The sequence below is a fragment of the Micromonospora sp. WMMD1082 genome, from assembly GCF_029626175.1.
Taxonomy (GTDB): Bacteria; Actinomycetota; Actinomycetes; order Mycobacteriales; family Micromonosporaceae; genus Micromonospora.
Genome location: NZ_JARUBM010000002.1, coordinates 3,529,450 through 3,556,029, shown reverse-complemented (window position 1 = coordinate 3,556,029; position 26,580 = coordinate 3,529,450). Strand labels below are relative to the sequence as shown.

23 protein-coding genes and 1 pseudogene are annotated in these 26,580 nt (G+C 66.7%); 10 read left to right on the top strand and 14 right to left on the bottom strand.

Annotated features, from left to right (window positions below; all coding sequences use genetic code 11):
- Window positions 1–183: 183 nt before the first annotated feature.
- Window positions 184–690 (top strand): hypothetical protein, encoded by a 507-nt coding sequence (locus O7615_RS16465; protein ID WP_278178520.1) that lies wholly within the window; start codon window positions 184–186, stop codon window positions 688–690.
- On the opposite strand, the gene O7615_RS16460 is transcribed toward O7615_RS16465, so the two are convergent.
- Window positions 671–3,316 carry an NACHT domain-containing protein gene (locus tag O7615_RS16460; RefSeq protein ID WP_278178519.1) on the bottom strand — a complete coding sequence of 882 codons (2,646 nt, stop codon included), beginning with the start codon at window positions 3,314–3,316 and terminating at the stop codon, window positions 671–673. The two genes, O7615_RS16465 and O7615_RS16460, sit on opposite strands and share 20 nt — an antisense overlap.
- A gap of 1,068 nt (window positions 3,317–4,384) precedes the next feature.
- Between O7615_RS16460 and O7615_RS16455 the strand changes: the two are divergent.
- A pseudogene (locus tag O7615_RS16455) lies at window positions 4,385–5,300 on the top strand (IS5 family transposase).
- Window positions 5,301–5,506: 206 nt separating this feature from the next.
- Here O7615_RS16455 and O7615_RS16450 read toward each other — a convergent pair.
- Window positions 5,507–6,265 carry an SUMF1/EgtB/PvdO family nonheme iron enzyme gene (locus O7615_RS16450; protein WP_278178518.1) on the bottom strand — a complete coding sequence of 253 codons (759 nt, stop codon included), beginning with the start codon at window positions 6,263–6,265 and terminating at the stop codon, window positions 5,507–5,509.
- Window positions 6,266–6,461: 196 nt separating this feature from the next.
- Here O7615_RS16450 and O7615_RS16445 point away from each other — a divergent pair, with 196 nt between their 5' ends.
- The gene (locus O7615_RS16445; protein WP_278178517.1) at window positions 6,462–6,962 is read left to right on the top strand and encodes a DUF4265 domain-containing protein; all 501 of its coding nucleotides are present in this window, start codon (window positions 6,462–6,464) and stop codon (window positions 6,960–6,962) included.
- Between the two features lie 386 nt (window positions 6,963–7,348).
- Here the strand turns inward: O7615_RS16445 and O7615_RS16440 are convergent, their stop codons facing one another.
- The 3 genes from O7615_RS16440 to O7615_RS16430 all read right to left on the bottom strand — a co-directional run bounded on the left by O7615_RS16440 (window position 7,349) and on the right by O7615_RS16430 (window position 9,340).
- Entirely contained in the window at window positions 7,349–7,813 is a 465-nt protein-coding gene (locus O7615_RS16440) for a DIP1984 family protein (protein WP_278178516.1), read from the bottom strand.
- A gap of 134 nt (window positions 7,814–7,947) precedes the next feature.
- Entirely contained in the window at window positions 7,948–8,508 is a 561-nt protein-coding gene (locus O7615_RS16435; RefSeq protein ID WP_278178515.1) for a hypothetical protein, read from the bottom strand.
- 118 nt (window positions 8,509–8,626) lie between these two features.
- Window positions 8,627–9,340 (bottom strand): hypothetical protein, encoded by a 714-nt coding sequence (locus O7615_RS16430; protein WP_278178514.1) that lies wholly within the window; start codon window positions 9,338–9,340, stop codon window positions 8,627–8,629.
- A gap of 142 nt (window positions 9,341–9,482) precedes the next feature.
- Between O7615_RS16430 and O7615_RS16425 the strand changes: the two genes are divergently transcribed.
- On the top strand, window positions 9,483–9,803 hold the full coding sequence (locus O7615_RS16425) for a hypothetical protein (RefSeq protein ID WP_278178513.1): 321 nt from the start codon (window positions 9,483–9,485) through the stop codon (window positions 9,801–9,803).
- Window positions 9,804–9,856: 53 nt separating this feature from the next.
- Window positions 9,857–10,255, top strand: a complete 399-nt coding sequence (locus tag O7615_RS16420) for a CPCC family cysteine-rich protein (RefSeq protein WP_347405088.1) — start codon at window positions 9,857–9,859, stop codon at window positions 10,253–10,255.
- A 418-nt stretch (window positions 10,256–10,673) separates the two neighbouring features.
- Here O7615_RS16420 and O7615_RS16415 read toward each other — a convergent pair whose 3' ends face one another.
- The 5 genes from O7615_RS16415 to O7615_RS16395 all read right to left on the bottom strand — a co-directional run bounded on the left by O7615_RS16415 (window position 10,674) and on the right by O7615_RS16395 (window position 19,184).
- Complete coding sequence (locus O7615_RS16415; protein ID WP_278178512.1) at window positions 10,674–13,505, bottom strand: hypothetical protein; 2,832 nt, start codon at window positions 13,503–13,505, stop codon at window positions 10,674–10,676.
- A gap of 277 nt (window positions 13,506–13,782) precedes the next feature.
- Window positions 13,783–15,948 (bottom strand): hypothetical protein, encoded by a 2,166-nt coding sequence (locus O7615_RS16410; RefSeq protein WP_278178511.1) that lies wholly within the window; start codon window positions 15,946–15,948, stop codon window positions 13,783–13,785.
- Window positions 15,945–17,849, bottom strand: a complete 1,905-nt coding sequence (locus O7615_RS16405) for a hypothetical protein (protein ID WP_278178510.1) — start codon at window positions 17,847–17,849, stop codon at window positions 15,945–15,947. Before O7615_RS16405 ends, O7615_RS16410 begins: the two co-directional genes overlap by 4 nt.
- 102 nt (window positions 17,850–17,951) lie before the next feature.
- Window positions 17,952–18,515: a hypothetical protein gene (locus O7615_RS16400; RefSeq protein ID WP_278178509.1), complete on the bottom strand. Its 564-nt coding sequence runs from the start codon at window positions 18,513–18,515 to the stop codon at window positions 17,952–17,954.
- 237 nt (window positions 18,516–18,752) lie between these two features.
- Window positions 18,753–19,184 (bottom strand): site-specific integrase, encoded by a 432-nt coding sequence (locus tag O7615_RS16395; RefSeq protein WP_278178508.1) that lies wholly within the window; start codon window positions 19,182–19,184, stop codon window positions 18,753–18,755.
- Between the two features lie 136 nt (window positions 19,185–19,320).
- On the opposite strand from O7615_RS16395, the gene O7615_RS16390 reads away from it, so the two are divergent.
- The 3 genes from O7615_RS16390 (at window position 19,321) to O7615_RS16380 (ending at window position 21,055) form a co-directional block, all read left to right on the top strand.
- Window positions 19,321–19,854 (top strand): MFS transporter, encoded by a 534-nt coding sequence (locus O7615_RS16390; protein ID WP_278178507.1) that lies wholly within the window; start codon window positions 19,321–19,323, stop codon window positions 19,852–19,854.
- Between the two features lie 493 nt (window positions 19,855–20,347).
- Window positions 20,348–20,707 carry an Lsr2 family protein gene (locus O7615_RS16385; protein WP_278178506.1) on the top strand — a complete coding sequence of 120 codons (360 nt, stop codon included), beginning with the start codon at window positions 20,348–20,350 and terminating at the stop codon, window positions 20,705–20,707.
- A 126-nt stretch (window positions 20,708–20,833) separates the two neighbouring features.
- Window positions 20,834–21,055 carry a hypothetical protein gene (locus tag O7615_RS16380; RefSeq protein WP_278178505.1) on the top strand — a complete coding sequence of 74 codons (222 nt, stop codon included), beginning with the start codon at window positions 20,834–20,836 and terminating at the stop codon, window positions 21,053–21,055.
- A gap of 260 nt (window positions 21,056–21,315) precedes the next feature.
- On the opposite strand, the gene O7615_RS16375 is transcribed toward O7615_RS16380, so the two are convergent.
- The 4 genes from O7615_RS16375 to O7615_RS16360 form a co-directional block, all read right to left on the bottom strand.
- Window positions 21,316–22,101: an HD domain-containing protein gene (locus tag O7615_RS16375; RefSeq protein WP_278178504.1), complete on the bottom strand. Its 786-nt coding sequence runs from the start codon at window positions 22,099–22,101 to the stop codon at window positions 21,316–21,318.
- On the bottom strand, window positions 22,098–22,394 hold the full coding sequence (locus O7615_RS16370) for a hypothetical protein (RefSeq protein WP_278178502.1): 297 nt from the start codon (window positions 22,392–22,394) through the stop codon (window positions 22,098–22,100). The genes O7615_RS16375 and O7615_RS16370 overlap by 4 nt, the downstream gene beginning before the upstream one ends.
- Window positions 22,395–22,831: 437 nt before the next feature.
- The gene (locus O7615_RS16365) at window positions 22,832–23,503 is read right to left on the bottom strand and encodes a DUF6308 family protein (RefSeq protein WP_278178501.1); all 672 of its coding nucleotides are present in this window, start codon (window positions 23,501–23,503) and stop codon (window positions 22,832–22,834) included.
- A 342-nt stretch (window positions 23,504–23,845) separates the two neighbouring features.
- Window positions 23,846–24,235: a hypothetical protein gene (locus tag O7615_RS16360; protein WP_278178499.1), complete on the bottom strand. Its 390-nt coding sequence runs from the start codon at window positions 24,233–24,235 to the stop codon at window positions 23,846–23,848.
- 690 nt (window positions 24,236–24,925) lie between these two features.
- Between O7615_RS16360 and O7615_RS16355 the strand changes: the two genes are divergently transcribed.
- Window positions 24,926–25,552 (top strand): hypothetical protein, encoded by a 627-nt coding sequence (locus O7615_RS16355; protein WP_278178498.1) that lies wholly within the window; start codon window positions 24,926–24,928, stop codon window positions 25,550–25,552.
- Window positions 25,546–26,442 carry a hypothetical protein gene (locus tag O7615_RS16350; protein WP_278178497.1) on the top strand — a complete coding sequence of 299 codons (897 nt, stop codon included), beginning with the start codon at window positions 25,546–25,548 and terminating at the stop codon, window positions 26,440–26,442. The genes O7615_RS16355 and O7615_RS16350 overlap by 7 nt, the downstream gene beginning before the upstream one ends.
- Window positions 26,443–26,580 lie beyond the last annotated feature (138 nt).

Genomic DNA, 26,580 nt, shown 5'->3' with positions numbered 1-26,580 from the left:
AGGTCAGAGCGCTACACCCCGTCGCGCCGCGAGGCGGTGACCAAACTCAGGAGCCGAGCATGATCCAGCGCCCTCAACTCGGCAGGACCGGACACTGCATGCCGTCACGCACCGTGACGCCCGGTCTGCGGCAGATCCGGATATCGGGTGGTGTGCCGAGCGGCTGATGAGTGATGGTGAGGCGTGATCACCATCCAGCGGGTTCGTGTTCGGTGGAGCGCGGCCGGGCGTGGGGCGCTACAGGCGAATGCTCGCCGTGGTTTGGACCGCCCGGTCGTGCTGGCTGCGGCGCTGCCGGCAGGCGACCTGGTCATCCATGTGGTGCTGGCTGATGAGGCGGGCGGCTACATGCGGCACGACGAGATACGCGCCGGCAGCGCCGGGCTGGCCCGTGACTGCGGCTTGTGGCTCAGCCTCGACGATGCGGCGATGATCGTCGAGCGGTTGCCGGGCTGGGGCGGCATTCCCGCGTCAGCCTGGACCTGCCCGCTCAGCCCTGCGGTCTCCTGTGCAGCAGCTTCCGCGTGCCGCCAACGCCGTGGAAGTGCGGCTCGCCAACTGACGTTCAGCTGCTTGAGCGGCTCGCTGGGAGAGAGCCATCACGCCTTGGAGGATGGAACCTGCCTGGACGTCCTAGAGCCCAACCCGGGTCTGGTGAAGTGGCCGACCACTAAACCGCCGACCCGTTGATCGACAATTCGATCTTCGCACCGCGAAGAAGGTTCGACCGGATTTCTTGGGCGATTGTCGGGAAGCTTTCAGCGCGGACGTATCGGATTCGATTGTGCCGGACAGGTGAGTAAAGAGAAGCTGTTGAGTCTGCGGTGAGGATCCCGATCTCAAGCCGCTTCAGCCCTCTTAGTGTGCGGATTGTCCGTATCGCGCCCGAGCTGACCGTCGGGTAGTTGTATTCATGTCCGCCTGACAGAATAGCTTCACGCAAGTGATCCTCTGCCACCACAACTCGAAGTACTTCAAGTTGGGGCAATTTGCGCAGCAGCTCAACTTCCGTTCCGGATGGCCATCCAGAGATGGATACTTCCTTCAATGTGAAGAGATTGTCAATCTTTGCGAGGCTCGGGCGATGCCAATCCAGAGCGGTCCGGCCTGAACCGATGCATGACCATGTCGGCGCGCGGTGTGCATAGTCAACCGCCGACGCCATCCAATGCTGGGCTAGAAAATCTATTCGTTCAAGGGTAGAGTTGTTCGGTAGATCGAGGCCACTCCTCGGAATTGCGCTGGCGTCTATTGTCAAGCGCCGAAGATCAGGAAGCGAACCTATCGCGTCGACGTAACCCTCAATGGATGCGCTATCCGGAATGCCGAGCAGTGCCAATTCTCGCAATCGGGTGCCGTGGAGGCTCCGAAGGCCCGAGCAAATAAAAGAACTGTGAATTATCAAGGTGTGCAGTTCAGGGCAAGTCGCCACATCTTCCAGGTCGATGACGGCTACCTTGTCGAGGATAAGAGTGCGAAGGTTTCGGTGTCCCTTGAGGGGCAGAAGTCGATCGAAGGCCATGATTTCGGGACCGGGCACCTCTTGCACCACGAGTGTGTTTAATGCCTCCAGCCTTGCTGCTGCTTGGAGCTGTCGCAGACCGTTAGCCCGGACGGATACATCATCAAGACGCATATCGCCGAGAACAGCGCTGGCGTAGGATTCCACTGCGGATTCAGGCCAGTGGGCGGCAAGCTTGCCCCTCACGGCCCGGCTTTGCGATTTAGCGATCCGAGCCAGTACGGGGAGCGCATCCTCGATATCGAAGCGATTTACGGTGTCGATGAGTAGGGTGCCCTCTATATCCGTCAGCTGAGTAGGGTCCGGAATTACGTCCAGCACCACCTCGCCGGCGGCGGCAATTAGGTCAACCTGTCGCCATTCCTCCGGCACAACGAGTCGGGAAGCCTTTTCTCGTACTTCCGATACGAGTGTCGGATCGAGGGCGCCAGGGTGCTCCAGGCACGAGACCGCCAGCAGATAAAGTCGCCGCTTAACGTCCTCATCTTCCTCTCCGCGCTCCACTAGTCCTCGTATAATCCGCTCTCGCTCGTCCCTACGGCTGTGTCCGACGGCCATCACTACGACTTCACGCCAGTGATCCTCGTGGGCTTGCTTGATCATGGCGTCGATATCGCCGTCGTCAAGGATGGCCTGCGCAGCCAGATACTCTTGAAACGTCTTGTGCAGAAAGTCGATTCTTCCGACGACCGGCTCCCTCAATGTTCCGGACCGAAGAAGGAGGAAGTTCAGAATCTCAGATGGTCGAGACTCGACATATGGCATTGACTTCATGTAACGCGACAGCCGAATAGTCGCGTCCCGCCTGTCGCAATCCGACCAACCGTTACGCACGAGCCAATACGCCAGTTGGCCAAGCAACGCCTCTTGGTCCTGCTGAGACAGGTTGACTCTATCTGCGTTGATGCCCCGCGACTCGTCGCGGCGCACGAGCAGCATTTCAAGAGCGGCTCGATACAACCCCATCCGGTCCTGTGGCAATTGCCGGTATCGCTCAAGGTGTAGAGCGCAAATCAGAGCGCAAAGTAGCGGGTTAGTGGCTAGCCTACGCAGGTCCCGGCGCCGTGCGAGCTTGTCCAGGAGTTCTGACTCGTAAGTCGCCAATGCATGCCCAGAATCATGCCGAACCTGTCGAATTGCCTTGTGCCATTGGCCAACGAATGCTCGAACATCAGACGCCCCCATTGGTAGAAGCATAAAAGTATCGAACTTGCTCGGTACAAGAACCTTGCCGTCGACGGCAGGTGGACGAGACGTAATCACGTAGCTGGAGTTGGGGTAGGTCTTCACTAGGTCATTGAGCCATATCCAGACATCTCCTCGCCGGTTTTGGGGCAGTTCGTCCACACCATCGATTAGAACGAGAGCTCGCCCCGATTTCAGAACCGACGCCGCCCACTTCGGAGGTGCCTCGGACGACAGGGCGGGAGCGATTTCCCGCGGAAAGAGGTCGGGCGTCGGCAGGTCTTGTAGCGCGTACCGGCGGAGCGGAAGCAGGAAAGGAACGCCCGCCGACCATCCTTCCGGAAGGCTCTCGGGAGACTGTACCGAGTTAACTGCCAGCCATTGCAGTAACGTCGTCTTTCCTGAACCAGCTTCTCCTCGTATTAGAACCCGTTTGGCGTCAGCTAAAGCTTCATGGACTCTCAACCGGTCCGCGCCAGCACGCCCGCTATGTCGCTTCGCCTGCTCGGGGGATGCGTTAAGACTGAGATAGGCAGTACTCAAAGAGTAAGCATCGCTGTGCCGTAGAGTAACACCGAATAGTTGCAGGCTGTCGAGCTTGTCGAGCACCAACTCCAAGTATCTTCTCTCGAAGTCGAGGAGGTCGTGAGACTCTGAGTCTTCCGAGAGTCTTTCGAGCGAGTTAGCCATTTCTCCCGTGCGACGTACGAGCTCCACCTGTACGCGACGCGTGAACTCTGGCTGCCGTGTAATGAACTCAACGATCTGCCAGCAGCACTCTCGCAGCACGCGCTCATATGCGATCGTTGCCTCGGCGCTCAACGCTGCTTTTGCGGGTCGATCGGAATCGCTCCTGCGGATTTGTGTATATAGGCGATCTGGGTCCAAGTCGATCGCCAGGAGACTTGAGGCCGTGAACGTTGGAATTTTCCCGAGGGTGTCGCATGCGGCAATGACTACGCAGTCCCAGTCGTCTTCTCCAAGGGAGCCAAACTCGATCTCGCGAAGCCCAGAGAGCGCTGCGCCGACTTGGACCGCCAACTTTCCGCTGAGTGAGCGGGTTAGACCGTTCAGTCGACGGCCCGGAAGCTTGACTCGGCCTTCGGGATAAACTGGACTTCTCGTAAGTCCTGCGCCTATGGGCCGTTCGATGGCAACTCGAACGAGTGTTCCGATGGCCGGTCCCAGTAGTTTGGCGAGATCCACTGCCCAGCCTCCATGAGTCTTGGCTCACCATTGTGCACCGGTTGAAGCCTGGCGTCACTCGCCAGTCAGTGGACGTCGGTCAGGCAGGACGCTGAGTCATGAATCCGACAGGCGTGCGCTGTTGCCTGCATGGTGGTTCGGCAGGTCAGGTTCTCGATGGCCTCTGGTTGATCTCCTCACTGTGTGAGAACTTTCTGTACGAGATCAAGGCGGCCGGCTTCGCAGGCCGCTCGCGCCGCCGACCAGGGCCGGACGCAAGGTCCGCCGCCGACGCCTGCCGCTTCCCTCACGGCACCGGGGGTAGAGCCCGCCGGCGGCGCGTCATACGGAGAAGCCCCCGGCCGCTGATAACAGCGGTTCTAGGCCGTGTTTCGTAGGGGGTCGTGGTCGGGGCGTGGCGGTGGTCGCTAATTGAAGAGGTCTCCGGTAGTTGGTTCAGCGACCAAGCTTGAACGTCACACCGGAGACCTCGTGCCGAGCGTAGCGGCAGCGAGGCGGCATGACCTGACCGATGTGCAGTGGGCGGTGCTGGAGCCGTTGCTGCCTGCAGGGAACGGGTCATGCTCGACCGCGTAGATGGACCATGAGACTGATCATCGACGGCATCCGGTGGCGGGTCCGGACCGGATCGCCGTGGCGCGACGTGCCCGCGCAGTACCCGCCGTGGCAGACCTTGTATCGGTGGTTTCGGCGCTGGCAGCGTGACGGGGTCTGGGCGCGGCTGCTCGCCTCGTTGCAGGCGCGGGCGGATGCGGCGGGGATGATCGGCTGGACGGTGAGCGTGGACTCGACCATCAGCCGCGCCCATCAACACGCGGCGGGAGCCCGCCGTGACGGCGACGCGCAGAAGGAGTCGCCTGGTGGTGTGCATTCCGAGCTGGCAGATCACGGGCTCGGCCGATCGAGGGGCTGCTGGACCACCAAGACCCATCTGGCCTGCGAGCAAGGCCGCAAACTGATGGCCCTGGTGGTGACCGCCGGACAGCGCGGCGACAGCCCGCAGTTCATCCCCGTGTTGGCCCGGATCCGCGTTACCCGAACCGGTGGTGGCCGGCCACGGACCCGGCCGGACACGGTCCTGGCCGACAAGGCGTACACGTCCAAGGCCAACCGCGACCACCTGCGATCCCGTGGCATCCGCGCCTGCATCCCGAGCAAGGCCGACCAGGACGCACACCGCAAGGCGAAAGGGTCCAAAAGCGGACGTCCGCCCGCCTTTGACCCCGAGGTCTACCGCCTGCGTCACGCCGTGGAGTGCGGTATCAACCAGCTCAAACAACACCGCGCCATGGCCACCAGGTACGACAAACTCGCCGTACGCTACGAAGCCACCCTCACCATCGCCGCCATCAACCAATGGCTCCGAGCCCTACGAAACACGGCCTAGGGCTTTTGAATGCGTAGTGTGTCCGGTGGAGTTCCTCCTCGGATTCCGCTACCAGGACCACGACCTTGCGTCGCGAGCACCAAGATCGGACGCACGCTTCTCGGCAGAGCCGTGAGCCGGAGGACCCAGCACGTCACGACGACGTTCGTGGCGAGCGCTGATCCCTCTGCGCGTTGAGGCGCATCTGTCTCGTCCGGCGGCGGGAGCTACTGGCGGGGTGGCAGTGGTGCGACCGGGCGGACAGCGGTGAACTGGGCATGCTCGTACCGGGTGGTGGCAAGCAGTAGCAGCCATTCGTCGCAGCCCTGCCACGGGTAGACGTCGGCGGCACCGCCGCGTACCGCTCTGGGACCGTCGCCGGTGCGTGGGCGGGCATCCGCCGGGGCGCCCGCGAACCCCGGAATCCACACGTCGGCGCAGATCTCGTTCGCCGAGCCCATCGCGGCCAGCCCGAACGCGTTCTCGGCGGCGGCTGTCCGCTGCTCATCACCGAAGTCGTCGAGCACCTGGTCTTCGCCCGGTTTCCCGTCGCCGCGGAAGGTCAAGGTGGTGGTGCCGGCTCGGGCTGCGTACTCCCACTCCGCCTCGCTCGGCAGCCGGAACGGCAGCACGTCGAGCAGGTCATCCAGGTCATCCTCAAGCCGGGCCGTGCCGGACTCCACGTCGGCGTAGTCGTCCTCGTACTCCGGCAACCAATGCCGAACCTGCGCGACCGTCAACGGATGCCGAGCGATCAGGAACGGCTCGACCCGCACCTCACGTACCGGCTGGGCATCCCCCGCACCGGCGAAAAACGGCCCCAGAGTGTCCGCGACTCCTCCACCGCGCTCGATTACGCGTACCGCCACCAGCTCCGCCTCGGACAGACCCATCCGGAAGGTCCCACCCAGCACCTCCCGAAACACCACACCGGACGCGACGTGCCGCCAAGCCAGCCGCCCCGCCACCATCTCCTCGGCCCACATGGTGCCGAACGCTAGCAGCCACCAACCGCAACGCCCGGCCGAGCATTCGGGAAGCACGCGCGCTCACCGGCCACGACCGGGCGTTCGGTCGCCCGAGCTCAACGTGACTCTGGGTAGCGAGCGATTCGCGGTATGAGAGTGAAGCCGGTCTTGTTCGTCTTACGCCGCTGGCCGTGTTGTGCGGCAAACTTGAGCGATGCCCTCGACGGGAGACGCCGGGGTCACCCCGGCAGCAGCGGAACGGGTGCGGGTTTGGTTCCCGATGTCAGGTGGGCCGGCCTCAGCCCTCGGGATGGGCGCCGAGGCGCTCTCGCCGGACCGAGTCCGGCTGCCGTTTGCACCGTGGGCCGCGCTGAATGCCGCCAAGGGTGACGTCTTTCGCGTTGAGCGGGAAGAGGACGGGCAGCTCTGGGTGCGAGAGAAACTCGAGGCATCCGGTTACTGCGCGATCCGAGTGATACTTGCCTCCGACAGTCCGCTCGGTCCACTCGATGTTGGTACCGAGGCCATCCTGGAGAAATTCGGCGCTTTGGGCGTCAGTGGCACCGGCATGTTCGGGATGACTGCAATCGACGTTCCACCCGACGCTGACCTCCGGCTTGTGCGCAACTTGCTCGACTCAGGCAAGCGCGATGGATGGTGGGATTACGACGAGCTGTGTATCACCGAGGCGTGGCAGACCTCGGTGACACAGTAGAGGCTCATCCCATGACGAGCGGGCCACCGCGGCACGCCATGCGGCTCGCTCGCGAGACTGTCGGACGGACGGATCTAGGCCCCGCGACAAGCGGCCCAGCGGTGCGCACCCGGCGGCATGACAGTGCGGGCATCGAACGTTGTAGGGAACGAGCTGCATCTGTATGGGTTGCGGTTGGCCCCTGTCCCACCCTCGCCGTCGTGGATCTGCACCCGGTAGTGTGCCGTGCCCTGTGCGCCGTTACCTGTGTGCTGTGCTGGGCCTGCGTTGTGTACTGGGGAGTCGAACCCCTGCGCCTGCCCTCGGCGCGCCAGGAGTGAACCGGATTACCCGCCGGCTCTCGGGTTCGTGCACGCCTCCACGTCGGCTACCTGCTCCGCAACTCCTCAGTCCAGCAGGTCGACCTCCCAGTTCGTTCGCTGGATCACCGTGTCGACCTCGCGAAGTTGCCGGGCGAGATCGTCGGCCTGGCTACGCAGCTGCGCCACCGGCAGCGCCGGGATCATCTTCAGCTCCGACCGCAACTGCCGAAACCCGCGCTGGCCCTCCCCGGCTGCGGCGTCCGCGGCAGACGTGACCACGCTGTGCCGCAGGCGCAGCACGTCGCGGCGGGCAAGCGCGTCGGTGAGTGTGCCACCCTGAACCAGGGTGGCGGCGTTCGTGCGGTTGATCCGCCGAATCAGCGACTCCAGTTCCCCGAGCACCTCGCCCGCCTCCACCAGAAGTGCCGCGGCGTCCTCAGCAGGCGTCTCACCCTCCTGGTGTCGAGCGCTGGCGACGATGCGGGCGCGGAGTTGTTCGGCGCGACGCGCCGCATCCGCGCGCAGCGCAAGAGCCTCAGCAAGCTTCATGGACACCAGTATGGCCAGCGAAGATCAGTGCCGCCTTCCAATTTCGGACCACGGCACGACCGAGCAGCAAGGACGGCGCGCCGGTTGCGGCAGATCAGTGCACTCCAGGGAGACTGTTACCCGCTGGTGATCGTTCAGTCGCCGAGGCGCCGAACGATGCCGTGTAGCAGGTCGATCTCGATGAGGTCGGGGAAGCGTAGGGCCGCCCAGAACGGGACCGGGTCGGGTTCGAGGCGGTGTCTGCTGGCCAGCCAGATTGTTGACGCCAGCCCGTGGGTGCCGACCACCAGCGTTGCGCCCAGGGCGGCTGCGGCCGCCGCATGGCGGATGACGGCCTCGTGGAAACGGTGGACGACCTGATCGTGGGGTTCCCATCCCTCGGGGCAGACTCCCTGAATGTAGGAGCGGGCGGTGGCGCGGTAGGTGGAGGTGTCCGACCACTGGCGGGGGCGGCGTACCTCGCCCAGCGCGGCGTCGGTGACGACGTGGCGGTGTCTGGCGATCTCCTGCACGGTCTGCACGGCCTTCGGTTCGCTGCTGGCCACGTAGTAGGCCGGCCCGGGCACGAGTCGTCGGACCGCGCGGGCGGCAGCCCGACCGGCCGGGCCGAGTTGCCAACGTTCGGCCGGCACCGCCGGATCGACCACCGGTATCGCGTGCCGCACCAACACCAGCCGGACTCCTTCGATCACCACCGGGCGAACATAACCGGGTCGCCGATCCAGACCTGTGCCCGGCTACGACGGACCGCCGCTTGAGCACGCCGACGGCGACCGATCTGCGGCAGATGCGGATGATGTCGACCGGTCGCGGTCATCGCTCGGGCACGACCTGGATCTCCACACGATGCCGGAGGTAGTCGTCGTTCGAGGTGCGAGCGATCTGCACGGCCTGAGCAACTTGGTCGCGCATGTGGTTCGGGTACATCTGTGGGCCCAGGGTGAGGCCTGGCAGTATGCATCGACGCAGGTCCAGGTCGTCGTCATCCAGGAACCGGCGTAGTGCGGTAAGGCGGTACCGCTCGCGCAGGTCGCTGACCGCCTCGTATTCGGCGGCGCTTTCCGGGGTCATGGTCGTCGTTCCTGGTAGGTACCTGACTCCTATCGAGGTCCAGTACCAGGCGCGTGCCGCGCCTGCCGCGTCGGCGGGGGCACCGGTGTCGAGATAGTCCAGCAGCGCAACCTGGACGCGACGGCGGCCGAACGCAGCGATGGCGGGTTCGACCAGTTGCCGGTTGAAGCTCGGGTCCGGCTCGTACACTGCGGCTCGGATCAGCGGTTCGAACCATTCGTCGGGCATGCCGCGAGCACCGGTCGGGTGCTTGGCCCGGCGTGCGACGGTCTCACCGATCATCCGCCGGGCACGATGACGCCAGAACAGACGGTCGTCGGGCTCGTCGACGTCCGGGGGTTCGGCGCCGACGAGGTCGAGGAGTTCCTGTAGCGAGGCGTGATAGACCGCCGAGCGATCAACCGTACGCCCAGTTAACGGCTGGAACGTAGCGGGTATCTCGTTCGTCGATGCCATGGGCGACCATGGTAGCCGGCGCTCCTCAGCCCGACCTCGCTCAGGTCTCCCAGCTCTTGGCCAGCTGATTGCCGTTACGCAGAGCGACGCTCGGAAGGCGACAGATGAGCGCGTCTCACCCGTCGTCGTGGATCATCGGTGGATGGGCATTCAAGTCGAGCTGCATTCGGCCGGCCAGCGGCTGGAAGCATTGCCAGACCCCGACGGCGGGTCCTTCGACGCAGCCGGTGACTTTGACCGGTTGATCCCTCGTGACGACCCGGCCTTTCCGCTGCTAGGCCAGGTCGACCCGTACGGCGAGACTCATCTCGGCCCTACTGATATGGGTTCCCTCATAACGGAAGTCGACCGACTGCTCAGGCGCGCGAAGCCTGGCCCGGAGTACCGCGGGCTGATGCGATTGCGGACGATGGCACTTTACTGCGCCACCGAGCAACAGCAGCTCGTGTTCATCGGCGACTGACACCTGCCGCCCCATCGTGAACTAGGCACAACCTGCCGCACCGTGTGCGGCAGATGCATATGTCGAGACGGCATCACTCCTGGCACCCTAAGCCGGTGGACAGCTCACCCGTGCAGCGTCATCCGAACGATGATCCCTCTCTGTCAGACGATGAGCTGGTTCGTCGGCGAGTCGCATGGTTCGACGCCTACACGGCACAGAAGAACGTCCTGGCCCCGGCTGGAGAGTCTCTCTACACCTGTCCGTGCTGCGGACACCTCACCTTGTTCGAGCGCGGCGGGTACGAGATCTGCGATGAGTGCGGTTGGGAAGACGACGGGCAAGATGATCACGACAGTGCTGTCGTGAGGGGTGGACCAAACGGGAGACTCAGCCTCGACGCCGCACGCGCTGGTTACATCGACGGTGGCGGGATTCGGCAGATTCACCGACCACCCCGTGAGCCGGTATAACGCCAACGGAACATGTGCGCCCAGGCGGAGACGCGTGGGGTCGCCCTTCCGGCACGACCGCTCAGCGGCATGTGCGGGCGCCTACCGACTGCTGGCGTACAGCGGTCGGTAGGTTGATGTCCGTTCTCGCGCCGCAGATCGCGTTTGCAGATCCGCGATCTGCGCTGCAGAAAGAGAACACGCCGATAAGACCGATCACGATCCGGGAGCCGGTCAGCGCCGAAGGCGGCCGAACCACCACCATGGCGGCTAGGGCAGCGACAAGGAACGATCTCGTGATCTTCTCTCGGGACGGTATCGGCTCGGGTGCGTGCCGGCGTGTAGCTGCAATACCGCTGCGGACGCCAGTATCCCGCATGTAGAACTATGCATCCAATCCTGTTTACACTCCCCTCGAATCGACTCGTCAGGGCAACATCTATGTCAGTGCGACGACCGATGGTGCGGTCACCGGCTGCCGGGCATACCAGTGCAGCACTGCTTGCTGAAGCTCCGCTCCGTTTGGCCATTCTTCGACGTCGAGTTCACCGGCGATTGCCGCCAGCTGCTCTTGCCGACTTGGATCACTCAGCTCGGAGAGATCGCTCGTTCCTTTCACCAACCGCCGGACGATCGCAACCAGTTCCTCTTGCTCGCGGCGAGGTAGACTGCCTGCCTGCAGTTTCCGCTTGATTACCTCGGTGGTTGGCTCCGAATCTGGTCGCTCAACAGCACGCCCATCGAACCATACCGGCCGAGGGCTGAAGCGTTGCAGATGTTCGAGACCTGCGTTAAGGGCAGCGGGGGGAGCAGTTCTGAGTCGCGTTATCCGATGCTTCGCCTTAATCGGTACGGGGCCGGAGAGAGCGGCCCAGGCAGCCAGAAGATCGACCGCTGTTAACGCCGACCGTCCACCATTTCCGATCTTAGCCTCGATGATCTGGTGGGCAACGGGATCTATTTGCCTGTCGGTGGTTGATGCGTCGTTGAGGACCGTAGCGAGCCGGGTCATGACCTCCCCCGGAAACGCGTCGAGGAGCCGCAGTGCGTGCACAATCAGAAGCTTGTTGTATCGGGGTTGACCGGCAGTGATGTCCTCATCGAGCATCTCCATTGCCAGTCGCGCGCCCGGCATAGCGTACGTGGCGAGCGCTCCGTCGCTGTCAATCTCGTCGAGCAGCGTGATGATGGCGTCGCGCAGGTGTTCCTGTCGGGCGAATAGCCGGCTCGCGGCGAACAACCAGGTGTTACGCCAGTGTGCCGAGGGTGCCAGTTCTCTGATTCGCTGGAGGAGGTCGTGGTCGCCGCCGGCGGACAGGGCTCGGGCGGCCATCACCTCCTGGAGGCTGCGGACCTCAAAGCCGATGTTGCCGGGGTCTCGACCGACCAGCATCACCAGGCGGTCTGTCGCGGCATGGACGAGGTCTGCAGCGAGGCGGGTCGCTTCCTCGCGGCTGTACTCCTCGGCGATCAGGCGCTCGCGGGCCAGCCGGTGCAGTTCGTCTTCGGGCAGTTGCGACTCGGCCTCGCCGGCGTGTTCGGCTCGGATTTGCAAGAGCAGGCCCACTCGCTCGTGCAGGTGATCAATGTTGCGTCGCTGGTCGTCGAGGAGCCGCGAGACCGTGGTGTTCTTGCCTATTTCGCGCTCGAAGAGGGTGTTGTAGTACGACTCGAAGAGCCCATAGCGGTCCTGTGGTGCCCGAGCGCGGCGCTCTAGAAGCAGCGACATGATCGTGACCTGCAGTGGTGTCCGCATCAGCCGTGCCGTCACTGGTTCAGCAGCCGCCACTCGGAGCCGTTTCTCCACTTGGGCCTTGAGGTCCGGGTCCTGGTCGTACCGCACTTTCGCCAGGTGCCCGGCGTAGTCGAGGGCGTGGCCTGGGTCCATGGGCTGCAACGTGAGCCGGTCGAAGAAGCGATCGGAGAACTCGTTGCGGTAGCCCTGAGGTCGTGTCGTGGCTACCACCAGGAGATCGGCTTCGAGGTTAGCGGCATCGACGTAGAACTCAGAGATTGCACCAAGCATCCGCTGCCGGATATCCAGGGATGCCACCTCGTCGAGTCCGTCGAGGACGACAAGCCACGGCCACTCCCGTAGCCATTCGCGCAGCATGACGCTGTTGATCGGGCTGCGAGCCTTGATCCGTTCGCTCATGTAGCGCAGCAACGACAAGCTGCCGTCGTCGGCCAGGGCGTCGGCGTATTCGTTCAGAGGAACGTTGATCGGCCAGCGCCGGCACGTGGGCGTTGGTATCCGCAGCCGCTGCAGGTGACGGTTGTACTGGGCCAGCAGGTCCGGCACCTCGGGCCCGAGAGTGTGCGCGGGACGGTCGTTGAGCAGGGCGACTCGGTAGACTTGACAGAGCATCTGAGTGAGGGTGGTCTTACCTTGTCCGGGGCCACCGAGGATTGCTAAGTGGGGCCACGTGGGATATTCGGGTCGAGGACGGCGGATCGCGTCGCCTTCCTTGATCACGTGGGCGATAACGCCTGAGATTATCGGGTTCCGGAATCCTCGGTGGGGACGTGTGAACTGGCCGTGGGCTGGAAGGTCGATGGCGACGTCACTTAGCATCAGCTTGCGGTTAGTGGGATCGCCGGATTGACCAAGCCGGACCCATTGCTGGGCCATGAGCTCCTTGGCGGCGTGAGTGGTGAGCAGGGCAGAGAAGTCGGTTTCCGGCCTCTGGTCGGCCGAGAGCCTCGACAGGGCACGCTGTGCTTCGGCCAGAACGTCGCCGACGACGGTCAGCCCGCCATACGTACGTCGGACGCCATCGTGGACCGCGAGGTAGGTGCAAATTTGATCCCGATGCCAGACGGCCCAGCCCTTCAGTCCGATCTTGCCTCGGTAGCTGCGGATGAGCTCGTCGATGCGATCGATGCCACCGCGACCGGGGTCGGGCGACAGAGTGACATTCGTCGTGAACACGAGGTAGTCAGGGCGACCCCGCCCGCGCTTAACCCGCTTTGCGTCGTCGTCAGCCCACTTCTTAAGCTCATCGCGCACCTGACCGAGGAACCAACCGGTGTCCGCCGTCGTCGCGGTCACCTGCGCCTTGTACTTGGCTTGGAGGATGCCGTAGCCGTCCCATGCCCCGGTCGGCGGCAGGGGATCCGGGTACTGCATCCGTCCCTCGAAGGTCGCTTCACGGCCGCCGTCCCGGCCTTCCCCGAAGACGGAGACTGCGCCGCCCAGCACCGCCACAGCCAAGGCTTGAGACAGTTCCTCAAACTCTTTCGAGCCCAGCGGGGTCAAGTCGAAGCGCACGCTGTCTCCCCTACGACGTGGACGGCCCACGCCGGTGGTTTCGCGTCGCGGGCACGGTTGCACGCGACCCTAACGTGAGCCCGCCCCGTTGTCGCGGGCGGCGCGCTGGGAGTTCTGCCTTGCGTCGCCGCCAGCCGGCTTCCTTGTTGGAGAACTGAGAGGTTGCCGGTGAAGTGGAGGGGTGTCCCGGCGAGGAGGCGGTCCGCTGCGTCGAGGATCGCCGTGCGTTGCGGGTCGGTTTCCGTGGTGGTCCAGGAGTCGGTAGCGGTGGACATGCTCATTTCCCATGGTCGTGGCGGCGGATGATGGCGGTGAGCCGGTCGAGCTCGGCTCGTTCACGGTGGTGACGTATCGGGGGTGCGAGGTAGTCGCTGGCGATGTTGTGTAGCTGTGCGGCGCGGTGCCGGACGGCTGCGATGTCCCGATCGGTGTGGGCGATGTTGCGGCAGGTGGGGCGGCAGTCGTCGTGATCGGGGGTGCGGCGGATGTCGTCTTCGGCGGGGTGGAGTTGGCAGAGCGCTTTGGCGGGGTCGAATACGCAGGTCATGCCGCGGCCGGGGAAGATTTGTAGGAGCGGGTTGGTGACCAGGTCGCGGGCGTGTCGAGGACTGGTCAGGACCCGGCCGGCGAACGCGTGTTGGGCGGCGGTGATGCGGTTGCGGTAGTTGTCCGCGGCGGGGCCGCTGACGGCTTCGCCTTCGGTGAGCCGCCGGTGGTTGTCGGCCAGGGTGTCGAGGCGTAGGAGCCAGTCTTCGTAGGCGTGTTCGTCGGGGAAGCCGGAGTCGTAGGTCCCGGCGTATCCGAGGGTGAGTTGGACGTGCAGGTGGCCGTACTGGATCGCGCCGGCGATGAGCCCGCGGGGGCGGCGGACGATGTGCCAGGCGAGAGTGCGTCGGAACCGGGTAAGGGTGATCGCGCCGTGCGGGTCGGGTGGGATCTGTTCGGCGTGCAGGTCGTGGTGGCGGGCGTAGGTGTTGATCCAGCCGGTCAGGGCGGTGAGGTCGTGGGTGAGTTCCGCAGTGGTGCGGCCCTTTCCGAGGCGGGTGACCCGCCGCTGGCGGGGCACAGCGCTGGGTTCGTGGTAACTGTGGACGGGGTGCATGTGTGCGGTGAACAGCAGCGTGTGCGGGTGCAGCCGTTCGAGTAGCGCGATGGCGTGCGCCACCGGCTCGATGGTGGTCCACGGGTCGGGCCGCTGCTGCCCCTGAGCGATCTTGTTTCCGTGGTGGTCGCGGGCGGATTTCCAGTGTTTGCCGCTGATCGACCACAGCCCGGTTGCGGGTTCGCACCGGATACAGCCGCGTTCGAGGTTGAGGACCTCGCCGGGTCGCATCCCGGTCAAGTAGGCGATGACGACGGTGGCGGCGGTGCAGAGCAGCCGTGCGAGTTCGCCGGCCTGGCCGTAGCGAATCGGTGTGCTGAGCCAGGGGCGGCCGTGCAGTTTCCCGCTGATCGGGGTGTCGAGCAGCGCCGGGCCGCCGAGCGGCAGGCCCGCGGCGTCAACGATCCTGCGCAGCGGCCGTCCGGTCCGGAAAGCATCCGCGCTGACGTCGAAGAGCTGACAGAGGTGGGGCCAGTCGACCTGCAGCTCGCCGTGATGCGGTTGCCGGCTCGGTAACCCGCGACCGGCCTGTTTGAGGTGGCATAGCCAGGCGCGAACCGCTGCCTTGGCCTGCTGTGGGCTGGTGAAGTCTCCGGTGTAGCCGGCTGACCGGTGCCGAAGGGATGCCGAGCGTCCGCGCAGGCGCAGGTATTCGTGGTAGGCGGTGATGATGTCGTCGGCGAAGTCCTCGACGAAACGCAGCGCCCACATCAGCAGCGGCTCCATGGTCGCGGCCCCGATCCGGGCGGTGCTGTTCTCACGTGGCCGTTTGGCGCCGCCGAGCAGTTCGGAGGGCGGGTCACCGTTCCAGGGCGGCGGCTGGGGAAGCTGGACGTCCTCGGGCAGCAGGAGCCGGTAGGCCCACAGCCGCCGCACTTCGAGCAGCAGCCCGGCGCGGGTGTTCGCGCTGGCCTCCAACTTCGCCACGTCGGTGGCGTAGTCGTCCAAGTCGGCGTCGGTGACGTCCGCGATACGAGCGACGTTTCGAGAGTCGAGCCAGTGCAGGAAGGTAGCCAGGCGCGGCATGCCTTGCGCGATGCTACGCAGGGCGAGGCGGCGTCGGCGGGTGCCGTGGCCTGGGTGGTCGCGGTTGATCAGCTGCCAGACGTAGTGCTTCGCGGCGGGCCGGAACCGGTCCGGGACCGTGGAGAAGTTGAGCCTCACGTCGCTGATGTGGGCCTCGAACATGCCCTGGCTCAGGTCCCACCAGTCGTCGCCGAACACCGACACGGGTCGGCGCGACTGCGGGTCGAGCGGGCGGTCCAGCAGCACCAGCGTGTCCGCGACCGGGACCACGCCGGGCTCTGACCGCAGCGCAACCGACGCGGGGTTCGGTGTCATCTCAGGTCCAGCTCTCGGCCGAGGAAACGGTCGACCAGGGCTCGCTCGGCATCGGTGATCGCCGCGCGGGCGTCGGCGACCGCGACCGCTCCGGCCCGGTCGAGGAGGTCGACGAGCTGGGTATGGGCAAGGGCGAAGCGGTGCGCCCACCGCAGGGGCGTCATCGCCCGGCGGCGAGCGGCGAGTTCGTCGTGGACGAGGACCTGGACGGGCAGGTGGTGCGGCATCGCCCGGGCGCACGGGCAGCTCAGGCAGAGCATGAACGAGGCCCGGCAGGGCGTGCCCGGATCGTGCGGACCGCTGGTGTTGTCGACGCATCCGCCGAGCACGGTGTCCAGCTGACCGGCCAGCAGCCGTTGCAGGGTCGCCGGCTCCATGCCATACCGGGCCGCGACTCGGGCCGGCTGGTCGCGGGCCTCGATGACGTCCGCAGCCGACAGTATGCGGATCTTGCCGAGGGTCTTGGCCTTAGCCGCCTCCTGGTCCAGCGCCGCGGCGACGACCTGCTGGTACTCGGCGAGGTTGCCACGGTTGCGAGCCAGGTACTCGTTCGCCAACGTCCGTTCTGTGTGAGCGACCGGCCGTTGCTGGAGTTCGTTGAACGTCAGCCGCAGCCGCCGCAGCGTCAGACCCAGCGCCGGGGCCGGGCCTCCGCCGGTCAGCGGGTCGGCCCGCAGATCGTGCAGACGGGCCCAGTCGGCGACCTGGTGTGCTGTCAGGCCGTCGCGGAAACCCCCGGCGGTCCCCCCGATCCGTGCCGACCACCAGGCGATGAGCTTGTCTGAGCCCATTCGTTGACGAGCTGGGCCGGCCAGGTCGTGCAACAGCATGTAGACGCCGAACGGCGTCCGCAGATCCATCGGCAAGCCCGCTCCCACGTCGGAGTCGGAGTTCGCGTGGGGCTGGGAGGGGGCGGGTGCCCAGAGCGGGACGTCGACCAGGGCGACGTCCATGTGCCGGTGCCGGCCGCGGCGGGGCTTGTCCAGCTCGACAACCGCAGTGGCCGGGCCGCCGGCATATCCGTCCGCGCGGTGATGGCCGGCTGGGGCGTTGATGATCGTGGACCGGTTCTGGCCGGTCAACCCGACGAGCAGGACCACGAACGCCGCGATGTCGGTGCTGGTCAGATACAGCATCGCGAAGTGCGCTTCGAGCGAGCCGAGCGCCCTGACCCAGGAGACAGCGAACCCGCGGGCGCCCGAACGCGGCACGTCGCCATCACGATCGATGCAATCCAACAACCGGCCCCGGCGCCGGACCTTCTCGGCCCCGCCGCCGGGATCGCCGTCGAGGTCGCCGGCGCGCCACCGTTGCAGCAGCGCACGTCCGGCCTGGATCCGCTCGGCCGCCCGGCGCACGTCACCGCGGGCGGCGTCGAGAGTGCGGACCATTTCGGTGCGGCTATAGCTGGTCTTCGGCGACGGGCGCCGTGGCGGCTCGCTCAGACACGCCGTGAACTCGGCGGTGATCCCGGGAACCCGCCGTAGGCATGCCTTGAGAACGGCCAGCTCACCGGTCAACGCGGCATGGTCTCGGCGGGCCATCGCCCAGCCCTTCACGTGCGCCGGGGCCAAGTCTGCCGGCGTCTGCGGTGGCCGGTTGCCGGCAGCCAGGTGGACAGCAAAGGAGCGCATGATCCGGAAGGACTGGTTCGCCGAGCCGGTCGCGCGGATCGATCCGCCGGCCCGTGTCCGGAACGCGAACGCGCGAGCGAACGCCAGCTGCAGCTCCGTGGATACCGGCAAGGCGGAGAAGTCGAACACCCGCGCCGGGCCGCGTGTCTTGTCCCGCGTCTCCGGGCTGAACGTCACCTGCGGCCGCTGCTCGTCGGCCAGCCGGGGTGTGGGCCGGTAGCCGGCGCCAGGTAGGGCCGCGAGCCGCGACCTGTCGCGGGCGCTCACCGCAGCCCCTGCAACGGGTCGGTGCGCACCAGCGGGTGATCGGCAAGGTAGCCGGTCAGGAACCCGTCGACGGCCGCCTCCTGGGCGTGATGCAACAGCAGGTCAAGCTCCAGCGTCCGAAACGGCTCCAGATAGTGCTGCCGGGTCGTCTCCGGACTGGACCCGGAAGTCCCGCTGCTCCTGCTCATCCAGATGCGCGAACCGCCGCTCGTAGGCCAGCCGGCCCACCGCGTACCAGCGCAGCGCGCAGCTGTGTCGCAACATGTGCGGCGTGCCCCGGAAGCCCTGCAGGCCCAACTGGGCGATCCGCGCGTTCGCCGTAGCGAAGGTGTGCTGCCAGCCGTGCCCCGCCCGCGGCAACCCATCCTCGTTCAGCCACAACGCCAACGGCTCCAACCCGGCCGACGTCGACCGGAACAGCCGCGCCCAGACCCGAGGCCTGACCGCGTTCACCGCTGGCGAGGTCTGTCGGCCGTCGGATCCCCGCACATGCAGCCGCCCACCCTGATGGCCGAGCAGCAGCCGCCGGTGCGTGAGACGCTCGTACACACCGGTGCGCTGTGCGCGGCGTACAGCGAAAGCCCGCGCGCCCTCCACGTAGGAGAGGACGCCGACCAGCGCGGTGCGCGGCGCCAGTACCTGCGGCCGTACCCACCCTTCGCGCACACATCAGCCAGGACCGAGGTCGTGTAGCCGCGGGCCGGGTCGTCCTCCGGCAATTCCATCAGCAGGACGCTGGCCCACTCGGCCAGCCGTAGCCCCGACCCGTAGAGCCCATCGGCAAACGCGGCGTCACGTTGATCGTTACGGCCACCCCACCGCGGGTCTGGGCGCCCATCGAGACCGTGACCGCGCAACCCCACGTCACGCCAGCGTCGATATATCCGGCCGGATCGAGCCACTTCACATCCCGCTCATGGACCCCGCGGGGACGCAGGTCGAAATCGTCCGTACCCGCCACCGGATCGGCGACCTGATACATCCGCGCGCCCACCGGTAGAAGCTGCGCAAGGCCGCCAGATCACCGGCGAACGTCGACCGCTCCACCGGCCGGGGATTCGCCTCGTCCGTCAGCCGCCACTCCTTGAAGTACTCCGCGTCCTCCGCCGTCGCGGCATCCCACGTCCGGCCTGCCGCACGCAGGAAGTTCAACCACAGCCCCAACGCGTACGCGTACTTCCGCCACGTCAGCGGCGACCGAGCCCGCATCCGCGGCGAGGCAAAGAACGCGTTGATCCGCACGTCCGGCCGCCCGTCCGGGCCGAGCAGAAATGGCTGCCCCTCGCGCCGGTCCCGCACATGCCGGCCGTCCAACAGCTCCATGTGGGCTCTCACCACGTCATCCGTCGCTCGCGGTGTCCCTTCACCGTCGTACCGGAAGACGATCCAACGCCCAGGTAGATACGCATCACGCACCGGCAGACCGTACGAGCCGCCGACCGATCAACAACAACAGCGCGGGTAGAGACCGATGGTCTTCGGCGGCTGCATCACCGCCGCCTCCCCGCTGCTGACCGTGTTCATGCTCCGCGATCTCGGCTTCGCTCCGTGGCAGTACGGGTTGGTTCTCGGCGTCTCCGCGCTCGCCGGCGTCGCCGGGGCCCTCCTGGCACGACCCCTCACCGGCCGCCTCGGCCCACACACCGTGCTGCTGGCTGCCGGCGTCGGCCGCTGCGTGTGGCTCGGACTCATCCCGCTCGCCCCCGCCACCGTCGCCGGCTTGACCCTGATCGCCGTGGCCGAGTTCGGGCTGCTGCTGTTCGTCGGTCTGTTCAACCCCACGTTCGCGACCTATCGGATGAACGCCACCGCCGACGAGTACCTGTCCCGCGTCGTCATGGCCTGGTCGATCACCTCCCGGACCGTCCAGCCGATCTTCATCGCCGCGGCCGGTGTACTCGCCGCCGCCACCACCGCCAGAACCGTCCTCCTCGTCCTCGCGGCGATCCTGCTCACCGCCATCGCTCTACTCCCCTGGCGCGACCAGGAACGGCAGCGAAGCTAACCCTCCCGCGTCCGAACCCCAGCCCGGCAGGACCGAGGCGAGTCATCCGGCCTTCGGCTGACTCCTGGCGGCGACCCGCGTCCTCCGAGGATCGCGCACGCCGGCAGCCCGCAACCCGGCGAGCGCTGCCGCCCGAACAGGTCGGCCCTGAATGAGCCGGCGGCACAGCGACGCGTCCCCGTGTGCCCCCCAAACTTGGTCACGGAACTCGCATGGCGTGTCACGGATTGACGCCGAAATTGCCGCCGTTATCCGTCGCGTCAGATTCCCCGGGCCCACATCGGCGCGGATCGGCCTCTCCCGCCAACACAGCGTCGCCATTCGCCTACCAGGCAGCGGAATACGTGCGTCAGGGCGGCGGGCGGTCCGCGGCGGGATCGGGTCGGTCAATGCCAAGATGTTCAGCGACTCCTGTTGACGTATCGAGTGCCGCACAAGCTAAGGTGTTTACACCCGTCGTGGGTAACACCGTATTGGGAAGGAATGTGCCACCGTGGCGAAGCAGATCATTCATAAGCTGGTCGATGACCTAGACGGCGGAGACGCCGACGAGACCGTGAAGTTCGCGCTCGACGGTGTGCAGTACGAGATCGACCTCTCCGCACTCAACGCCGAGAAACTGCGGGATGTTTTCACTCCCTACGTCACCCATGGCACAAAGGTAGGTCGCGGAGGCGTTGTCGTCGGTGGCCGTACCCCTCGTGGCGGTCAGGCCAGGAACACTGCCTCCGCCGACCGTGAACAGAATAAGGCCATCCGGGCGTGGGCCCGGAAAGCCGGCAAAGACATCTCCGACCGGGGCCGAATTCCGCAGGAGATCGTGGACGAGTACCACACGAAGGCAGGCCGCTGACCGCCGCCGGCCCAGCTCAACCGCGTCCCGGGCGAACTGAATCCGGGGCTCGACGGGCGCACTGTTCGATCAGGGCTTTCGTACACCTCGGTTCGGCGATCCCACCGACAGCGACCCGCAGGCAGGGTGGGGAACCTCGACGTGATCGACCCGGCCGCCCTGGAGCCCGGGCAGGACTGGCCGGAGCTGTTCGGCAGCTACCGGGAGATGCTCGCTGCTGTCGGCCCGGACGCGGCGCTGCCACCGGGAGCAGCGTGGGCGCCGCGACCCGACCCGCCCTCCAGCGCGGGTGGCGACAGCATCCGCCACGCTCCCCACTCGTCCGGCGCGGTCGACGGGCACGACTAACGCGACCCGCGTCTGCCCGCCACGGAGGACGGTCGCGGCGCTCACGGCGCCACTTCTGGCCGGCTTCGTCATCGACGGCGGCGTCGGGCTCCCGTTTCGCGGGACCACCGGACGCACGGCCTGCCGCAGGAGTCGATCACCCGGCTGGCCAGCCCCGCCCGGCCGGCCCTGCACGGGCGCACGGGCACAGGCCGGTTGACCGCCCTCGCCGAGCGCTCTCCGCGGCGCGGCGGGCGGGTGGTCGCCGATCGTCGCGGGCCCTACGTCGGTTGACGGGTGGTGCCGGCGAGCCGGCGTTCGGTGCGCTGCACCGCGGCGACGATCTCCGGCTCTGCTCGGACGATGAATCGGGTCACCACGTGCCCCGCCCCGTATCGCGAGCGGATCTCCGCCAACCGCGCGTGGACCTCGAAGTCCTGCCCGTCCGGCCCGGTCGTCAAGTCGCAGAAGCAGAGCGCATCGGTTACCGGTGTGTCCTCGCGAGCGAACTCGGCGGTCAGGACCTTGTCGAGTCCACGTTCCTCGGCTTCCAGCCACGCGCAGGAGTGGTGGGCTACCAGCGCGGCGACCCGGTCGTCGTGGTGCGCCCGCCGCAGCCAGCGGCCACCATCCAGAGGGTGGAAGCCGGTGTCGACCAGGTCGGGGCTGTAGCCGATATCGTGCAGCCACGCCGAGGCCACCAGTACCTGACGATCGTCGACCGGTACCGCCGCGCTGATCCGCTCCGCCTTGGCGGCGACGGCCTGGACGTGTCGCCACCTGCGGGGCAGCTGCGTCTCCAGCAGCTGTCGGGCGGTGTCGCGGTCCGGGCCTGTGGTCGCGGCCCAACCCATGGCCACGGCGTCGCCGCCGGTGGCGGTCATCGCCCGCACCGAGTTCTCGAACCGAGGCGCGTTGACCCGGGCTCTGTGGGCGACGTGCGCGCGCCGCACACCGGTGGGAAACGGTGCCTGGCGCGCCATCGGCGCCAACTCGCCGCACGTCGCGCGCAGCAGTGTGCCCCGGGGCCGGGTGCTGCCGTGACCGCCGCGGGCGGCGGCGGTCACGCCGAAGCGGTCTCCAGATACGCCTCACCGCACCGGGCACAGATCATGCCCTCGCCCGGTTTCGCCTGCCGGGTGATAGCCAGCAGCTCCCGCACGGCGTGTGCGGTCACCGGCGGCTCCGTGTCCCAGCCCCGGCTCACGTCCAGGCCGCACAGCGCCCGGCACCCCGACGGAATGCCGCCGTGCGGGAACACCGCACCAGCGCTGTCCGGCCGCCGCAGGTGCGACCGGGTACCGGTCTGGGACACCGGCTCGCAGAACACGTACTCCGGCGACTGCGACGCATTCTTCACCCTGCGACCGTACCGAAGACACCGCCGCGGCTCATCCTTCACTTTCCGGCACCGCGCACCCGCCGGGGCGAACGTTGCGGGCCGCCAGCCGACGCGAGCCGATTGTGGACTGCCGTACCGCTTCGCGGGCATCGCCGCGTCTTCTGCTGGCGCGCCACGAACAGCACGGGGCGGGGCCACCCCACCCCGCTCGCGCATCACCCCGGGCAGGTGGGTCAGCCCGACGAGCAGCTCGTCCACGCGCTGGTCGACGCCGTGGCGGTGCGGCGGCGTCCCGGCGGATCGGCCCCGAGGAACCGGCGACCTCCTGCCCAGACGCACTCACCGCTACCGGCGGGCCGCCGTCCGAGGCGGCGGCCCGCCAGCTGGTCGCGGTACCGGCCTACGCGCTGCCCGTGCCCCTCAACGGATCCGGTCGGGATCGCGCGGCACGTCGATCACAGGGCCACGCCACCACGCTGCGGACAGGTCGTCGGCCTGTCCCGCCGGTGCTGGTCGACGTGCCGTCCCCACAGGACGATGTCGAGCACCCGCAGGACACTCACGTGGTCGTTCACGCCCACGGTCGCGCGCACTGCGGCGAGCGCGGTCCGCAGCTCACCGTCGTTGTCGGCGAGCTGGTCGTGCAGTCTCGTCCACACGTGCTTCGGCGCGCCGAACTGGCAGCGGACGATCGAGTCGTAGACGGGGATCAGCTTCGGCCGCTTGCGGGCCAACAGCTTGCCGGCGATCACCCAGCCGATACCGGTCGTCTCGCTCCGGTTGTTCAGCAGCCGCCATGCCCGGTCGGCGTGCGCACCATCGGCGACCAGCTCACGGGCACCGGGGCTACCGAGCTCGGCGGCAGCGGGGATCTCTCGCAGGTGGGTGCTGATGTCCCTGCCGAGCTGACCGTCGAGCAGTTCTATGCCGACGGCGAACGGAACCTGGACGTTGAGCGCCTCCACCGCGTAGAGATCGTCCACCGTGATCTGATCGCGGCTCTCGAACCGGTCGCCGCCACCTGCGAAGGTCTCGAACCACTGCCCGCTGTACGCCCCTGGCCTGAAGTAGGCCCGAAGATGCGTGACGCCCTCACGACGAACGATGGCGATCAACGTCTCCGGCATCGGCAGATGCTACCCGGGGCCACCAGCATCTATCGGCGAGCCGAGGCTCGTCCGCCGAGCCCGGTGGAGGGTCGTCGCCCGCAACGGCGACAGCGAGACCGGCTAACGTCGGCCCCCTCTGGGACTTGGCCAACCCCATAGGGACACCCCCCGGCCGTGGGGTGGCACGTCGTTGGCCTGGCCGCGCCGCTGCATCGCGGGTCAGCAGCTCGTCCGCGCGCTGGTCGACGCCGTAGCGGCACGGCGCCGTCCACAATGGGTTGCGCTGAGTGAGCGACGATGGGTGGGGCGGGTAAGACGCGAGGCACACCCCGGGCTGCGCCACATTGGCCCGACGCTCCGCTACGCCGTTCGAGGCGGGAACCCGCCGTCTGCTGACGCGTCCTTGCCATCGACACGTTCGCGATCATCATCACGCTCGATATCGCTCACTCCATTCACTGCTTCGGTCAACGCTCGGATAAATCGCGCCTGCGTTTCCCCGGCGCCCGTCAATGAATACGTGGGGTGTCCGTCGTCGTGCGCACCCTGCACTACCAGGCCAGCACGAATGAGTCGGTCCTTCACTCGATTGAGCGTCGAGTCCGCAATACGCGTCCGGGAATGTTCGCTCACCACGTGCGCCAACTGACTGAATCGTAAGGGCTTCTGCTCGCTCAGGCATGCGACGACAAAGACGTCCCAACGGCGCGCGAACATTTTCTCGATGTCTCGAAGAATGGCAAAGTCCACGTTTCTCCCCGTCAGGCACGTGGCCGTCCTCGATCGAGGTTCTTCAAGTCTCGCCGCAGGGGATCGAGAGCAGAACTACTGAGCTGTAGCCCCAACCTGACGGAGAGTCGCATCGAGTGTCAAGCGGTAATCGGCAACTATCGAAGCCAGTTGACCGTTTTACAAACATTTAACCTGAAATGCGGGTGGGCTTGAGTCGTCGCCCAGCGACCGCAGAGGAGCCTGGCTTGATCATCATTGAGTCGATCGCAGCCCGGCCTTCGAAAGCTTCCTGGATGGGCACGAGCCGACGGCCGTGCGGAACGGGGGAACTGGCGAGCATTTCCGATACTGGTCAAGGTGGGCGTACGCCTGAATCGGTTCCACCGGCCACAAGCACCTTATGAGGTGGCGTGCCCGCAACACTGTCGGCTAGCTGACCGCACCGAAGATCAATGGCAACTTCTCCGGCACTTCATGCGCCATCGGAGCGTGGACAGAGATTTCGCCCGGCAGGTGCAGTCTTCTGGGCCACAAGCGATCTGCACGCAGGCAGTTCGGTGCCCCCGGCGGCGGTTGTTGACAAGGTGGGTGGCGCCCTTGCGGACCAGCAAGTACCGAATGGAAGGCACCAGATGGCAGGCTGCGCTTGCTATGCGCAAGTGCAGCCTGCACGTACCGAGGGTACTTGCCAAGATTCAGTAGCGGAGGATGAACATGTCCATGAATCTTTCACGTAGACATCGCATCCGGATCGAGGGAGAGTACACCGTGCGCGTGTCTGTGCCGAGGCTGCGCACTGCGTGCCTGGTGGTGGTACTGCTCGCGGCGGGGTGCAGCAGCGAGGGCGAAGCGCCGGCGACGCCATCGGCCCCGGCCACGTCGCAGGCGTCCTCTCCGAGCTCGTCCGCAACGCCGTCGACGGCGGCCGACGGGGCGCGGACCGCGATGGATGCTTATCGCGGCATGTGGAAGGCGTACGTCGAGGCGATCCGTGTTCCCGACCCCAAGTATCCCGGCCTTGCCCGCTACTCGCAGGGTGACGCGCTCGACGTCTGGGTGACGGGCCTGACGTCCGTCGCCGAGCAAGGGCTCGTCGGGGAGGGCGAGGTGACGTTGAAGCCGGCGGTCAGGTCCGCCAACCCCAACGCGACGCCACCGACGGTCGAGATCAGAGACTGCGTCGACAGCTCCAAGTCCCGCCTGGTGAAGCAGGACGGCTCGCCATACCAGGACACACCGGGTGGCAAGCGTGCGACCACCGCGACCGTCGCCCGGATCAGCGAGGGGGTGTGGAAGGTGACCCAGATTGCGATCGACGGGGTAGGTACATGCTGACGTCGATGCGATGGTCCGGCATCACGGCCGGCGTGGCGAGCCTGCTCGCCGTCGCGCTGGCGGTGCCGGCCCGCGCCGACATTACTGACCCTGTCAACTGCATCACCAACCCGACGATTCCGGCGTGCGTGATCACCGTCGAGCAACCGAACGACTCTGTCGGCGGCGGTGGTGGGGGCAGCTCGGGTTGCCGCGACCGGCAGGGTCAGACGATCCCGTGCAACATCCCGGGTAAGGGCTGGTACGGCGGCGATGGCTGTTGGTACCAGCGCGCGGAGGGGGTCGATCTCGGGGCGGCCGAGGCGCTCGGTGGCAAGGTTGCGCCGCCGGATGCCTGGTACGTCGGTTCCTGCGGCGACCCGATCACCAACTTTTGGCCGGCCAGCTTCGTCCGGTACGCGGTGTTCGGCGCTGACCTGGGTGTCGAGTTGCTGGCGCAGGAGGCGGTGAGGCATCTCAGGCTGCCCGCCCCGCAGATCCGTCTCAGCCCCGACGCCGGTGCCCCGCAGGTCGTGTATGTCCCGACGTGGATGTGGGTTGACGAGGCGGTGTGGTCCCCGCGCAGCGCGACAGCGAGCCTGTCCGGGCTGTCGGTGACCGCGGTCGGTACGCCGCTCACGGTGGCCTGGTCCACCGGCGATGGACGGTCCCTGCAGTGCGGAAAGGGTACGCCGTGGACGGCGAGCAGGGATCCGGCGAGCGCGTCACCTGACTGCGGTCACACCTACACGACGCCGTCACGCGCCGGCACGTACACGGTGACGGCCACGATCACGTGGCGGGTCACCTGGTCAGGCGGCGGCGTAGCCGGGACGGAACCGGATGTCACGTCGACCGCGAGCGTTCCGGTCCAGGTGGTCGAGGCCTCGGCCGTCAACACCACATCGTGAGGAGCCCGGGTTGAGCACCACGTCGTCCAGCAGGTCCGCGAGCGGCAGGGCGCCGCTGCGGACTCGATCCGTGGTGGATCCGCCCGCGGTGACGTCCACGGCCCCGGTGCAGGTGGTCGTGGCGGCATCGTCCGTGAT